Annotated in this window: 14 protein-coding genes; 3 read left to right on the plus strand and 11 right to left on the minus strand. The window is 42.0% G+C overall.

Translation table 11 applies throughout. The features are described from left to right. Window positions 1-173 precede the first annotated feature (173 nt). Both CFE23_RS15795 and CFE23_RS15800 read left to right on the plus strand, forming a co-directional pair. The gene (locus CFE23_RS15795) at window positions 174-2093 is read left to right on the plus strand and encodes a DUF294 nucleotidyltransferase-like domain-containing protein (protein ID WP_291090152.1); all 1920 of its coding nucleotides are present in this window, start codon (window positions 174-176) and stop codon (window positions 2091-2093) included. A gap of 5 nt (window positions 2094-2098) precedes the next feature. Then, window positions 2099-2698 carry an exonuclease domain-containing protein gene (locus CFE23_RS15800; protein ID WP_291090155.1) on the plus strand — a complete coding sequence of 200 codons (600 nt, stop codon included), beginning with the start codon at window positions 2099-2101 and terminating at the stop codon, window positions 2696-2698. Window positions 2699-2851: 153 nt separating this feature from the next. On the opposite strand, the gene CFE23_RS15805 is transcribed toward CFE23_RS15800, so the two are convergent. The 9 genes from CFE23_RS15805 to CFE23_RS15845 are packed head-to-tail and all read right to left on the minus strand — an operon-like array spanning window position 2852 to window position 9722. Next, window positions 2852-3385, minus strand: a complete 534-nt coding sequence (locus tag CFE23_RS15805) for a 4'-phosphopantetheinyl transferase superfamily protein (protein ID WP_291090158.1) — start codon at window positions 3383-3385, stop codon at window positions 2852-2854. 3 nt (window positions 3386-3388) lie between these two features. Further along, entirely contained in the window at window positions 3389-3637 is a 249-nt protein-coding gene (locus tag CFE23_RS15810; protein WP_291090161.1) for a phosphopantetheine-binding protein, read from the minus strand. A gap of 10 nt (window positions 3638-3647) precedes the next feature. Further along, window positions 3648-4922 carry a beta-ketoacyl-[acyl-carrier-protein] synthase family protein gene (locus CFE23_RS15815; RefSeq protein ID WP_291090163.1) on the minus strand — a complete coding sequence of 425 codons (1275 nt, stop codon included), beginning with the start codon at window positions 4920-4922 and terminating at the stop codon, window positions 3648-3650. Further along, entirely contained in the window at window positions 4919-5365 is a 447-nt protein-coding gene (locus tag CFE23_RS15820; RefSeq protein ID WP_291090166.1) for a FabA/FabZ family ACP-dehydratase, read from the minus strand. The genes CFE23_RS15815 and CFE23_RS15820 overlap by 4 nt, the downstream gene beginning before the upstream one ends. Next, window positions 5359-6411 carry a type III polyketide synthase gene (locus tag CFE23_RS15825; protein WP_291090169.1) on the minus strand — a complete coding sequence of 351 codons (1053 nt, stop codon included), beginning with the start codon at window positions 6409-6411 and terminating at the stop codon, window positions 5359-5361. Before CFE23_RS15825 ends, CFE23_RS15820 begins: the two co-directional genes overlap by 7 nt. Further along, window positions 6408-7115: a methyltransferase domain-containing protein gene (locus CFE23_RS15830; protein ID WP_291090172.1), complete on the minus strand. Its 708-nt coding sequence runs from the start codon at window positions 7113-7115 to the stop codon at window positions 6408-6410. The genes CFE23_RS15825 and CFE23_RS15830 overlap by 4 nt, the downstream gene beginning before the upstream one ends. Beyond that, entirely contained in the window at window positions 7105-8238 is a 1134-nt protein-coding gene (locus tag CFE23_RS15835) for an NAD(P)/FAD-dependent oxidoreductase (protein ID WP_291090175.1), read from the minus strand. The genes CFE23_RS15830 and CFE23_RS15835 overlap by 11 nt, the downstream gene beginning before the upstream one ends. Window positions 8239-8263: 25 nt before the next feature. Next, a complete protein-coding gene (locus CFE23_RS15840) occupies window positions 8264-8803 on the minus strand; it encodes a hypothetical protein (RefSeq protein WP_291090178.1) in 540 nt (179 codons plus the stop codon). Between the two features lies 1 nt (window position 8804). Then, window positions 8805-9722, minus strand: coding sequence for a hypothetical protein (locus CFE23_RS15845; RefSeq protein WP_291090180.1), 918 nt, complete (start codon window positions 9720-9722; stop codon window positions 8805-8807). A gap of 153 nt (window positions 9723-9875) precedes the next feature. On the opposite strand from CFE23_RS15845, the gene CFE23_RS15850 reads away from it, so the two are divergent. After that, on the plus strand, window positions 9876-10784 hold the full coding sequence (locus tag CFE23_RS15850; RefSeq protein WP_291090182.1) for an SIMPL domain-containing protein: 909 nt from the start codon (window positions 9876-9878) through the stop codon (window positions 10782-10784). Between the two features lie 106 nt (window positions 10785-10890). Here CFE23_RS15850 and CFE23_RS15855 read toward each other — a convergent pair whose 3' ends face one another. Both CFE23_RS15855 and CFE23_RS15860 read right to left on the minus strand, forming a co-directional pair. Beyond that, window positions 10891-12216 (minus strand): hypothetical protein, encoded by a 1326-nt coding sequence (locus CFE23_RS15855; RefSeq protein ID WP_291090185.1) that lies wholly within the window; start codon window positions 12214-12216, stop codon window positions 10891-10893. Between the two features lie 88 nt (window positions 12217-12304). Further along, on the minus strand, window positions 12305-13376 hold a 1072-nt coding region (locus CFE23_RS15860; RefSeq protein WP_291090188.1), incomplete at its 5' end, for an AMP-binding protein.

Consider the following 13376-nt stretch of genomic DNA (forward strand, 5'->3'; position numbering starts at 1 on the left):
TTTAACTGGTATCATTTTTAATTGGGTTTAAATTTGCCTAAAGATACAAATTTTATAAGCCGCAAAGAGCCATTATTTGTGAGGAAATTGTTAATGATTTCTTGATATTTTTCATTTGACAACCGTTTTTAAGCGGATAAAAATTAGTATTTTTAGGCAACTTTATAATGCATATGAAAAACAGTATTGCAGAACGGATTGCAGACTTCCTTTCCGCTTATCCCCCATTTACCAATCTTACTTTTGATGAGCTTGTTTTGGTGGCGATGGATATCAGGGTGATTACGCTTGATAAAAATAAAGTATTGTTCAAGATTGACGATCCGCTGCACGATAGTTTTTATGTTGTTGCATCAGGGGTAATCAATCTATCAATCATTTCAGACGCAGAAGAAACGTTATTGAATCGTTGTGAAGCTGGTGATATTATGGGTTTACGACCATTTTTTGCCAAGAATAATTACATGATGACCGCGAAGGCGCGTGAGGATAGCGTCATATACGCCATTCCGATTGCAACGTTCAGGCCATTCGTAGCCAATAATACTGCTGTGCTTGATTTCCTGTTGCAGAGTTTTGCAAGTACTTCGAGAAGTTCAGTCGACAAAAACAAAAGCAAGCTTATTAACGATACGGTACAATATATTGACAGCCAGACCGAGATACAGTACTTCCAGACTCTAGATTACAATAAAAAACCATTGACTGTTTCGCCGACCGCAATCGTCCAACAAGTAGCGCAATTAATGACTGACAACCTTTCGGGATGCGTCATCGTTCAGGAGAATAATCTCCCGGTAGGAATGGTCACTGATGCCGAAATCCGCGCCAAAATTGCAACCGGTAGGTTTAGTATTAGTGCATCGGTTAACAGCATTATGGCGTTAGAAGTGGTTACAGTGCCTGAAAATCTGTCGCTTGCGGAAGCCCAGTTGTTTATGCTCCGCCACAATGTTTCCTATTTGTGCGTTACGGTAGACGGTTCAGATAATACCCCGATTAAAGGGATCATTTCACAGCATGATATTATCGCCGCCCAATCAAACAATCCGGGAATTTTGGTTAAAGAGATCAAAAAGGCACCGAACGCCGAAGAACTAAAACACCTTCGCGATAAACTTTCTGATTTCATCCGGATCTCAATTGACAATAAGATTCCGATTTCACATATTAATAACATTGCGGGCGAAGTCAACATGGCCATCATAAAACGTGCCGGTGACCTGGCAATCCTTGAGATTGGCTCCGCTCCTGCCCGATTTGCCTGGCTGAGTATTGGCAGCCAGGGAAGAAAAGAGCAGTTGCTGTTAACAGACCAGGATAGTTTTCTGGTTTTTGAAGATGTCGCCGCAGATAAATACCGCGATGTGAAAGATTATTTTCTGAAGCTCGCAAAGAAGGTGACTGCTACACTGGAAACAATTGGCTATCCGTATTGCAGGTTCGGACATATGGCGAGCAATTTGGTTTGGTGTAAATCCCTGAGCGATTGGTACGGCCAATACGATGAATGGATGACCAATCCGGCCGCAAAGCCTGAAGACAGCTACAGTATATTTTTTGATTTCGAAATTGCTTTTGGGGATATTCAGCTGGAAGAAGCCTTAACTGAAAATATCTTTAGCAACCTTAGTGCCAAAAAGAATAAAAAGTTCTTTGCGTTTTTGGGCAATGAGGCCATTCGAAAACCGCCGCCCCTGAGTTTCTTCAAGCAATTTAACCTGGAGGAAGAAGGAGAGCATAAGGAATTGTTTGATATTAAGAATCGCGCCATAATGCCCTATGTTGATGCCGCACGCGTCTTGACCTTGAGCAGCCACATTAAAGGCGTAAACAATACTTTTTCACGATTTAAGCAATTGGCCATTAACGAACCGAAATATGCGGACATTTACAGCAATTGCGCAGAAGCATTCCTGATGCTGCTGAAATTTAAAACCATCAGCGGTATAAAAAATGGAACCAACGGACAATATATTCAAATTGAAGAACTGTCCAAGCCAGATCGTGAAAAATTAAAGAACTGCTTTCCACCGTTAAAAGATCTTGAGGAAATTATCAAAAACAAATACCAGCTTACCTTTTTCTCCTAATATATATGCTTGACTGGCTCAAAAATATCAACAAAGAATATCCAGATTTCTGGAAAGTCTACCTTTCTAAATTTGACCGGCGTTCGCAAAGGTTTGTGGCGTTAAGCACAACGACTACGGGCCTGGATTATAAGAAGGATGTGATTCTTTCGATCAGTGCCTTTGGAATAGTCAATGATGAAGTGCTGATTGGTGACAGCTACGAAATCGTGTTGCTGCAATATGTCTATAACCATGATCATCAATTGTCAAATGAGTTTATAGTCGAAAGCAAGCAGGCAAAATCATTAGAACCGGAAGGCATCAAAAAGTTTGTCGAGTTTCTCGGCAACGCCACATTAATTGGGCATCGTATCAATTTTGATGTTGAAATGATCAATGAAGCCCTGGAACGGATTCATTGCGGCCGGCTTAAAAATGAAGCGCTCGACATTGAAGTGATGTATCGAAAATGGAAAGATTTGAATGATGACAAGCATTTTACGCTGCCTGAGATAAACACACTATTGAAGATGCCTGCTACAGATCGGAATTCGTCATCAGAAGATGCATACGCTATCGCGTTAATATTTTTAAAGTTAAAAGCGAAATTGGGGATAAAGTAGTTCTTTTACTTCGGCTTATTGCGGGAATAAAAGTATACGAATATTGCAACCATCACGATTCCGGTCAATATCAGCAGTAATCCAAACAGGTCATCCGTAGGCATTTTATTTTATTTTTTTAGGTGCCCCAAATTTAGTTTAAAATACAATTGACTATCTCAGTTTTACTGTAGATAAATAACTACAAAACCTGCCGTGGTGCGTGATTGAGACCAATTCTCCGGCCAGTTCCGGACTTTCAAAGTAGGGAATTCCTGTGTTGTCCCGCAAAATTCCGTTCCTTTCGTCAACGTTCCGTTTACTACCAGTTTGCTTGACGTGGAGGGCAGTTAAAGCCATATCTTTTGTGGAACAAATTGAAAGTATAAAGTCGGAGTCGATTGTTGTAAGACTATCGCACTTGCTATCGCCAAATGAAACTGTTCCGGTACAGGATGTGGCGGTTACTTCGTGCAACTTACATTCAAAATATTTCGGATTGTAGCATCGTCTGCGATAGTCCCGATGCCAAATCTTATAAGCGGATTCTTTCATGGTCCAAAAAATCCAAACCATTGTTTCGGGATCCAGCGTCGTTGTAATTGCGTTTACTTCATCAATTGTATATATTTTGGAGAGAAAACCCTCACGCCTCCAGTTGCTTTCCTGTCGCGCTATCGACAGATCAACAATGTCATTCCCAATCATGGTTTACGCCAGTTTATCGTTGATGATGTCTAGTGCCGCTTTGACATTGAGCATTTTCTCCATCGACTGGTTGTCGATCTCGATATTAAATTTTTCTTCGATGTCGAGTACGATGTCGACAAGATTTGCAGAATTTATTTTCAAGTCCGTGATGAAGTCGGTGTCTACTGTCAGATTATCCAATGCGGACTGCTCTTTTACATACGGCCTGATGATTTCTTTAAGTTTTGCAATGGTTTCGTCGTTATTCATAGCATTAAATTTACGGTTTATATTTTTTGAAAATTACACATCCATTGACGTCGCCAAATCCAAAGCTGGCCTTTGCCAACACCTCGAGATCTTCGGTAATTAATTTAGTTGGGATTCTGCTGGCATCGATGTGGCTTGAAATCTCAGGATGCAGGTCGTCGCAGTTGATGTTGGGAAAAACGAACCCATGATACAACTGCAATACCGACGCCACTGATTCAACACTTCCCGCGCCCGAGAGGCAATGGCCGACCATCGATTTCAATGAATTGATATAGGGAAAACCCTTTCCGCTCCTGTTTAACGCCTCGCACCAATTTTGTATTTCAAGCCCGTCTTTAGAAGTCGCTGTAAGGTGTCCGTTAATGGCATCAATTTCTGAAGCATCAATTCCAGCGTTAAGTAAAGCGTCTGTGATACACCGCCTAACCGCTTCAGCATTGGGCGCTGTCATTGTCCCGCCGCCACGTTGTCCACCTGAGTTTATATTTCCGCCCAACACTTCTGCGTAAATCCTCGCGTTTCGTGCTATAGCGCTTTCGAGATCTTCCAACAGCAGCGCACCGGCCCCGCTACCGGGGACAAAACCAGAAGCAGTGGCAGACATTGGACGTGATCCCTTTTCCGGGTCGTCATTATGCTTAAAAGTACAAACTTTCATTGCGTCAAATCCGCCCCAAATGTAAGGTCCGGAATCGCTGGTGCTGCCCGCCAGCATCCGCTTTACTTTTCCGGAAATGATTCGTTCATATGCCATCATAATACTTTCAGTGCCCGTGGTGCATGCCGATGAATTGGTAGTAACCTGATTTCCCAATCCCAGTTTCCCACCGAGATATGCGCTCACGCCACTGTTCATGGTTTGTGCGACCGCGGTACTTCCTAACTTACGTGTCTGTAAATCGTCAATTTTATAGATACTTTCCCTGAATTTTTCAATGCCGGAAGTCCCTGTTCCGAAAATAGTACCACTTTCCCAATCGGGATTTGCATTCTCGCTAATGGGCAAACCGGCGTCCTGCCATGCGTCCATTCCTGCAATGACGCCGTACATAATTCCGGTCGAATTGAAGTTTCGCAGTTCGAGTTCGCTAAAATACCCTGAAATGGTTTGGGTGTCAAGGTTTGGTTTTGCTGAGATCTTACAGGAAAATTGCAGTCGATCGAGCTCGGCGTCAAACTTGACTCCCGAAACACCCTCTTTTATCGCCTGAGTAAATTGCGCCAGTCCAATACCATTTGGCGCCACAATCCCCATGCCAGTGATCACAACCCTTTTTTTCATGTTTCTTTTCTATTTACAATCATACCTGCAATGGTCCCTTCGCAAATGGTTTCGCCCAATTCATTCAACATTTTGACATCGCATTTCAATTTGCCAAACCGGAAGTAAATTTTGTGTGAAATAACCGTAACGCTTTCATCGGGAAAAACGGGTTTTAAAAAGTCGATATGTGTTGACGATAAGGCAATTAATAAATTTTTATTCAATTCATCATTTAATAAAAATATACCCAGACACACGACACCAATCTGCGCCATGGTCTCAGTTAAAATGACACCGGGAACTATGGGATTCCCCTTAAAATGTCCTTTAAAAAAATCGTGATCTGCAGTATATGTATAGGTCCCTTCTACCCCATTTTCATCAATTCGGGTCAATTGATCCACGAAAAGGAACGGCTTAGTGTAGGGCAATTTTGAAATGATGTGCTGCATTGTTACCATTTCAATAAAATACGTTGCGCTGAGAAGCCGGGACCGAAACTGAGCATTACACCGGTCGATCCTTTTTCGGGATTTTGCTCCATACATTTTTCTAAAACATACAGCACTGTTGCGCTGGACATGTTTCCGTATTGTTTGAGCACTTCTTTGGTATTGTCAATATTCTTGCCCATTCCCGAGAACAAATCTTCGACTGTCTGGACGATTTTCTTTCCGCCGGGGTGAAAAATGAGATGGTCAATATCCTCAATATTCATGTTGTTTTTGGCCAAAAAGGGATGTATAATGTCCGGAAAGTGGGATGCGATCGTTTCCGGCACTTCGATGTCAAGAATCATTTTCAAACCTGAATTGGTGAGTTTAAATCCCATCATGTGTTCATTGTTGTAAAAATGGTACATCTGGTCGTCAATAATTTCCGGGCCTTCGTCACGATCATCGGATGAGAGCAGCACACAAGCCGCGCCATCCCCAAAAATCGCCGCACTGACCACATTTGGCATTGAAAAATCATCAAGCTGGAAAGTAGCCGTTGGGCTTTCTACTGCGATTACCGCTGCGCGTTTTCCAGGATTCGACGCGAGGAAATTTTTAGCATAAATCATTCCGGAAATACCCGCGGCACAACCCATTTCTGTAACAGGAAGGCGCACAATATCCTGCCGGAGTTTGAGCATATTAATGAGGTATGCATCGAGCGATGGTATCATGATGCCTGTGCAGCTTACGGTAATGATGTAGTCCAATTGTTCCGGTTTCCACTGTGCCTTTTCGAGCGCTTTGGTGAGCACTTTTTCGCCTAACTCAATCACCTCCCGCGTGTAAATATCATTTTTATCTTCAAAGGAAGTTGCCGTAAAAACTTCTGACGGCTCCATAATGGAGTAACGGCGGTCAACACCAGCGCCCTCAAATATCTTTTTGACTTTTTTAATAAAACGATCTTCCTTACCCGTTAACCAGGTATCAATAAATGGGATGATGTCTTCGGTATTTTTGTAATATTTCGGTAGCTGTTTGGAAACAGCCTTAATTCGTACGCTCATATTTTGGAAATTATCCATTGGTAGCGAAATGCCCATTTCCAACGGATGGTGTAATTTTGAAGATTTAATTTTTCTGAATAACCGACCAATTCTTTTTTCCTGAATCCGCGCAATATGGAAACCAAACCATCATCTTTGGACATTTTATTCAACCGGAATACAAAACAGACGATTTGGAACAGTCTGTATGCCAAAGCGCTCCGCTCGAGGTCATTAATAATTATTCCAATTTGGCATTTTTCATAAAATTTTTTTATCAATTGCAGGATTTCGTGGTCCTTGAAATGGTGTAACGTCAAAGTGCATATAATGATGTCCTGCGACGCCATCTCGTTTTTGAAAACATCTTCGCATCGATAATCGACATTCGGGTAATGTACGGACAATTTTCTGGCGTGATTGATTGTAAAATTATTCGCGTCAATACCTGTCAACTTAAATTTCAGGTTATTGATTAAGCCATAGTCTGCAATGCTCCGCAACATATCACCGTTCCCGCAACCGATGTCACAAATTCGGATTTCTTTCGTAGTGTCTACATTCCCGATAAGCTTATCAATCCCGTTGAGAATCACTTTATTGCCGCCGAGCCACTGGTTGATTCCGGCAATCTTATCCAACGCATCGCGCAGTATTTCTCCCTCAAGGTTGAAATCGTCCATCACTTCCGGAGCATCAGATCGGTATTTTGTATTAGGTTGCATTGTTTTCAATAGTTAAAATCTTACCATGTGTTCTGCGGATAATATACCTAAGTATTGAAGGGAACCTGATGGCAATTTCCATCAACACATTTGAAAGGTACTGATTTTGCAGGACTTTTGCTAACCCTTTTCCCGTTTTTAGCCTTTTGCTGAAATTTTCGTGCCAATAGTACGCATAATTGTGTTCAAGGGATTTCCTTGAGTACTGAGGATCAGAAACGTATCTGAATACTTCTTCCGAAGCAATCTTTGCACCATGGATTGCCATGGCCATGCCGTTGCCGCACAATGGATGAATCAGCCCGGCACTGTCACCAATCATTAGAACATGGTCTTCGACACATTTTTTTGATTCAAATGACACCTGGCTGATCGTTATCGGCTTTTCAAAAACGGGCGTGGCGCGTTCCAGTATTTGCTTCAGGTGCGGATTCTGGCACAGTACATTTCGTTCAAATTCCGCAGTATTTCGATGTCGCTTAAACGACTCGTAGTCTGAAAGGTAACAAATGTTTATTTTATTGCCTTCGACTTTTGAAACCCCGCAGTAGCCGCCCTGAAAGTTGTGAAGCCCCACCAGATCATCAGGAAAATCGAGTTCATAATGGGCCTTAACCGCCAGCCAGGGGGATTTTCTATTGATAAAGCCGCGATCCAATTTCATGTCCAGTGAGGACCGTTTTCCATGCGCCCCGATCACGATATCAGCATGAAGCACTTCACTGGTATCAAGGGTAACGGCGAACTTTTCATCGGCAAAGGAAACATTTTCCACCGAGGCGTTAAGCATCAGGCAGCCCATGTCTTTTGCTTTTTGATACAAATATTGGTCTAAGGTAAAACGGCTGATTCCAAAACCGCCTAACGGCAGCTCGCATTTAATGCTCTTCCCGTTGTTTGTTGAAAAATGAACCTTTGAAATCGCTGTAGCTTGTAATTGGCCGATGTTGACGCCAAGCCAATCCAGATAAGGCAGGACTTCATTAGAAATATATTCGCCACAAACCTTATGTTTAGGATAGGTATTCTTTTCAATAAGCGTAACCGGAACCTTAACTTTGGACAGGTGTATGGCAGCTGTCAATCCGGCTAGTCCGCCCCCGATAATAATAACCTTTTTCATCCCATAAAGATAGCGAACATCAGTCTTATTCCATTTCGCCAAGTTTCAGCGACCAGACTTCCTTAGATTTCCCGCCGAAATCCTTTATCTGTGGTAAAAAGTAAATCTTCTGTGACACGTCGTTAATCATCGTATTGTTATCCACTGTGATTTCGATGGTGTAAATGTTCATCCAGTAATTGTCTGAAAAATAACTCGAAAGGCGTTTTTTCTTAATGTTGATTTTCAGTGGGCGCTTGAATTTATCCATTTTCTCCAATAGATTTTCCAGCGTCATCGGTGTTTTATCGGCGCTGGTAATATCAATCACCATGGTATTCCTGGCTTCAAATAGTGTGTAAATGCTCTCCTTCAACTGTGCCTTCAAAGGTTCGGATGATGTTTCGTTGGCGAGTAATTCCAGGTATTGAAAATAATCCCGCACTTTATCCAGCGAATGTTGCTGCCACGCACCCAGCGCCGCCTGGGAAAAATTCGCTTTTATGGCATTATTGCGGCTTTCCGCATTTTGCCCGTAACATGCTGCGGCGAAAACAAAAACCGTCAAAAGCAATATCTTTTTCATATTATTCCTGTATAATTCGGATAAAATTTATTCGGTTGTCCTTATCGCTGTTGACTTCAACAATTCTCATCCGGCGCACCGCATCGGTCGGAATGATCAGTTTTGCTGAAAATTCCTTTTTGTTTAAATATTCCGTGCCGAGGTCATTTTTTAGCATTAAAAGCACCTCCAGGTCATCGGACAATATTTTGTCAAGCTGTAATTTCCGGGTTTGCCAATCTTTGATGTCAGAACCTATAAACGCCTTCAACATCATGGCATAATCATCGGGTTTCATCAACACATCCGTCTGTGATTGTTCCGGCTGCTGTATTTCGACAGTCCTGTTTTTGTAATACGGACTTTCGATTACGATTTTGGTGGCTTTGTCCTTATGAACTTTTACCTCGATTTTCTGGTCTTTAATCTCCAACGGAATCTTCTTATTGTCTTCCAATTGGTAAATCTTAACTTCATCGGATTTCAGGTTTTCCTTTGTAAACTCATTCTTTAACTCGATTACATGTGTTTTTTCTTCGTTTGGAAAAAAATAAACCAAAATACCAACGGCTGCCAACAGCGCAATGACACCGAATAAAATCCTGCGTTTCCTCCGCCGGCCCAAAGCCTGCAACGACTTTAGCTCAGCATCCGATTTGTCCTTATGTATAAACTCATCCCAACCGGAATATCCGACAAACCGACTCAGGATGTTTAGCATGTCCTTGCGCGGCAGTTTTTCATTAGCGTCCGGCTTCAGGTGCGTGTAAATCCATTTTTCACTAATCCTTTCATTGAGGCTTTCCTCGATCAGGTGGATCAGGTTTTGAATATCCTGGCTGCCGAAGTTCTTCCAGTTGCCCTGAAAATATGGGTAATGCCTCTGGTATTCCAGGAGCACTTCCTGTTTCAGTTCCTGAAATCGATCGGTTTGTGTCATTGGTCGGTTAAAAGTAATTTTTGCTTTGGATAAAGCCACTGTAAATGTACTGTAAATCTTTCAAAATATTTTACAGTCAGTCGAAAGTGCTTTTACCAAAGGGTTTTTCGGTCCTGTCCTTAAAATTGCATCATAATTTTAAAACATATAAAAATGAAAACAACTTTTGCAATTACCGCGTTTTTAATGCTCAATGTATGCCTTGCGCAACATGCCGGAAATGAACTGTATGGCAACAACGACTACAACCGGGCGATCGACAACCAACTTATCCATAACGCTTCCGCAGACAAGATTGTGGATAATGGTCAAACCCTCGTTTACCATATTAACATTCTGGACCATGTAGAAGCGGACACGTATCTGGTTACTTTGGGACTAAACCAGGAAGGTTTAAATCCGAAGGAATGCAATGAAAAAATCAACCAAAGAATTGAAGGTTTCAGGAGCGAATTGAAAAAGCTGGGTTTAAAGGCAACGGATATCTATGTCGATTTTATTTCCCAGACAAAGATTTATGATTATAAAATAAAAACGCAGGGAAGCCAGACCACCAGCACCCAAGAGCAAAAGGGCTTTGAATTGAAGAAAAATATCATTCTCAGGCTCGAAAAAATGTCGCTTTTCGATAAGATTATTGAAACAGCGTCCGAATTTGAAATCTTCAATATCGTCAAAGTCGATTACTTGTGCAAAGACCCTAAAAAAATCTACAATGCGATGCTCAATGAGGCCAATAAAGTATTGGCGGAACGCAAAGCGATGAATAAGGATGCAGACAACCCGGATGAATACGGCAAACCGCGGGTCAGTATCAATTATTACAGCGTGCAGCCGGGAAACCAATATAAGGCATATACTGCTTACGAAAGCAGTGACGTCAGCTATTATAATGAATATCGTTCCGATGCGACTTTCATTAAACAGGAACAACGCAAAAGCAAAACCTTCTATTACGATGGCCGACAGCCTGATTTTTATGACAGTATTTTGAACGCTGAAACACCTGTAGTAGGATTACAATATGTGATGGAAATGGTGGTAACGTATACGCACCGCTAACGGACACACTTAAAAAGACAGCTTTCACGGCTGTCTTTTTTTGCTTCATCCTAAAGGATATAATGATTGGTGATTGTTACTTCTTATCGCAGTTGAAACATTTCCATTATCTTTTTAAAGGCAGCGCTTTTTGCATCTGCAGCAGATAGCTGTGGTTGTCCGTGCGGTCAAATTCCTTTTCAAAGTAAGCATTCAGGTTGGCCTGGTCTTTGGCGGGCAGCTCATTCCAGTAGTCAATCATGATCTGGTCGATGTAAAATGCAAATGTGATGTGGCAAGCGATGTGGAAGTCGGCCCATTTCTTCAATAAGAGGCTTTTGAACGCCAGCAGTTGTGTCTGGGTAAACCGCTTGTCTTCGGCATCGAGGATGTGCTTTACAAAATCAAAGATATTTGCTGGAACACTGCAGACTTTAGGACAGGAGGCTTCAATATCCTCAAGCTGCGCGAGATATCTTAAGATGGATTCGAAAGTTTCCCCTTTAATCATTCTTTCAACGTTTGAATAGCGGAAAAGGCTGGTATCAAACGGGTTATTCTGTAATGCCTTTACGGTCTCCCCAAGCGTTTCATATTCCTGCTTAACATTTGCAAAAAGTGGATTTACGGCATCACGACTGGTCTCAAAACCGTCATTTACGGTATCAGGCAGCTGGACTTTTATTTTGTACTCTGGGAAATATTCCTTCAGGAACTTATAATAATTCCGGATAGAGAAGTGTTCCCTGTGTTTTACGACAAGGTTTTCAAGCTGGGATAAAAATGCTGCTTTGTCATTTGTGATTTCAAAACCGATTTCCATCTTAAACAATTCGTACAACATTAATTCACTTTCGGTAAGGGGCTTACTTTTCAGTTGAAAGCTATCGTAGGCCTTGATGAAATCGGCGGCACTGGTTTCAAAATCATCAGCAATACTGCGGGAATCCCAACGCATGGCATATTCCCAGATAAAAGTTTCATAATACAAACTTTCGTATGAGGGTATTTTGTGTAATGTTGCATTGTATTGCCAGTATTTTGTATCCCCGATAAAACGGGAACAAAGACTCAAATAAGACAGGAAATGGCCATTCGCATTACTTTCAGCAGCCATAATCGTATCTAATGGAGGATGATTCGTTTGGACTGCATAATCCATCATAAAGGCGGAAGCGGCTTTCATGGATTCATTTCCCTTAGGAAACTGATTGTAAATAATTGTGGCATACGCAAGATCAGGGCGGAATCCAATCGAATAATCTGTAATATTCTTAAAAGCATTAAATCCACGATGAATGTCAAATAAAGCCGAGCACCTGCTGGAATTCATTGCAGCTGTGGCGGCAACGCAGTAGAAAAATAACGTAAATGTTGCGATACAGGAATTTAATTTCATTGGGGTAGCGGCAATTTTTGGATTGTCTACGCAAACATAAATAAAATTACGCATTGGTATTGTCAAATTCTAATTTCAGTATCCAATAAAAAAACCGGACTTTCGCCCGGCTCTCTAATTATTAATTGTCAATTGTTAATTATCAAATTCTTCCTTCTTTTATCTCGTCCACTATTTCCGGATTCAATAACGTTGTGGTATCGCCAAAGTTCGTGAAATCACCTTCCGCAATTTTCCTCAGGATACGGCGCATGATTTTTCCGCTCCTGGTCTTTGGCAATCCGCTGACGAATTGAATTTTATCGAGCTTTGCAATTGGGCCAATCTGGTTTGAAATCATCACATTGATTTCATTTGCAAGGTTTTTACGGTCGCGGCTCTCCCCTGTTTCTTTTAGGATAATATATCCGTATAACGCATTGCCCTTCACGTCATGCGGAAATCCTACAATCGCGCTTTCTGCTACTGCAGGGTGCTCGTTGATGGCATCCTCTATGGGTGCAGTACCCAGATTATGCCCGGAAACGATAATCACGTCGTCTACACGGCCCGTAATCCGGTAATACCCCACTTCATCGCGTAATGCGCCGTCGCCGGTAAAATATTTCCCAGGGAATGTTGAGAAATAAGTGTCCTTATAGCGTTGGTGATCACCCCATATTGTCCTTGCAATCGCCGGCCAGGGAAACTTAATGCACAAACTGCCCGTGACCTGGTTGCCTTCAATCTCGTTGCGCTTTTCATCCATCAATACCGGCTGTATCCCTGGTAATGGCAATGAGGCATACGTTGGTTTTGTAGGTGTTATGAATGCCAATGGCGATATCATGATGCCTCCTGTCTCTGTCTGCCACCAAGTATCGACCAATGGGCATCGCTTTCCTCCTACGTGATCATTATACCAGTGCCATGCTTCTTCATTAATAGGTTCACCTACTGATCCGATAACTTTCAGTGACGACAAAGGAAAACTTTGGATGTAGTCGATATTCTCTTTGGCCAAGGCCCTGATCGCTGTCGGTGCCGTATAGAAATGCGTCACCTTATGTTTCTCAATAACTTCCCAAAACCTGCTGAAATCGGGATACGAAGGAACACCTTCAAACATCACTGTTGTCGCACCATTCAACAACGGGCCATATAAGATATACGAGTGCCCAGTTATCCAGCCGATATCTGCCGTACACCAGAAGATGTCGTTTTCTTCATAATTG

Source organism: Flavobacterium sp. BFFFF1 (assembly GCF_002256285.1).
Lineage (GTDB): Bacteria > Bacteroidota > Bacteroidia > Flavobacteriales > Flavobacteriaceae > Flavobacterium.

What these genes read in the sequence shown, in the direction of transcription:
- CFE23_RS15825 (WP_291090169.1), bottom strand. Translation starts at nt 6,411, where the DNA reads ATGAGCGTACGAATTAAGGCTGTTTCCAAACAGCTACCGAAATATTAC.
- CFE23_RS15840 (WP_291090178.1), bottom strand. Translation starts at nt 8,803, where the DNA reads ATGAAAAAGATATTGCTTTTGACGGTTTTTGTTTTCGCCGCAGCATGT.
- CFE23_RS15855 (WP_291090185.1), bottom strand. Translation starts at nt 12,216, where the DNA reads ATGCGTAATTTTATTTATGTTTGCGTAGACAATCCAAAAATTGCCGCT.
- CFE23_RS15815 (WP_291090163.1), bottom strand. Translation starts at nt 4,922, where the DNA reads ATGAAAAAAAGGGTTGTGATCACTGGCATGGGGATTGTGGCGCCAAAT.
- CFE23_RS15805 (WP_291090158.1), bottom strand. Translation starts at nt 3,385, where the DNA reads ATGATTGGGAATGACATTGTTGATCTGTCGATAGCGCGACAGGAAAGC.
- CFE23_RS15820 (WP_291090166.1), bottom strand. Translation starts at nt 5,365, where the DNA reads ATGGTAACAATGCAGCACATCATTTCAAAATTGCCCTACACTAAGCCG.
- CFE23_RS15800 (WP_291090155.1), top strand. Translation starts at nt 2,099, where the DNA reads ATGCTTGACTGGCTCAAAAATATCAACAAAGAATATCCAGATTTCTGG.
- CFE23_RS15835 (WP_291090175.1), bottom strand. Translation starts at nt 8,238, where the DNA reads ATGAAAAAGGTTATTATTATCGGGGGCGGACTAGCCGGATTGACAGCT.
- CFE23_RS15850 (WP_291090182.1), top strand. Translation starts at nt 9,876, where the DNA reads ATGAAAACAACTTTTGCAATTACCGCGTTTTTAATGCTCAATGTATGC.
- CFE23_RS15810 (WP_291090161.1), bottom strand. Translation starts at nt 3,637, where the DNA reads ATGAATAACGACGAAACCATTGCAAAACTTAAAGAAATCATCAGGCCG.
- CFE23_RS15830 (WP_291090172.1), bottom strand. Translation starts at nt 7,115, where the DNA reads ATGCAACCTAATACAAAATACCGATCTGATGCTCCGGAAGTGATGGAC.
- CFE23_RS15845 (WP_291090180.1), bottom strand. Translation starts at nt 9,722, where the DNA reads ATGACACAAACCGATCGATTTCAGGAACTGAAACAGGAAGTGCTCCTG.
- CFE23_RS15795 (WP_291090152.1), top strand. Translation starts at nt 174, where the DNA reads ATGAAAAACAGTATTGCAGAACGGATTGCAGACTTCCTTTCCGCTTAT.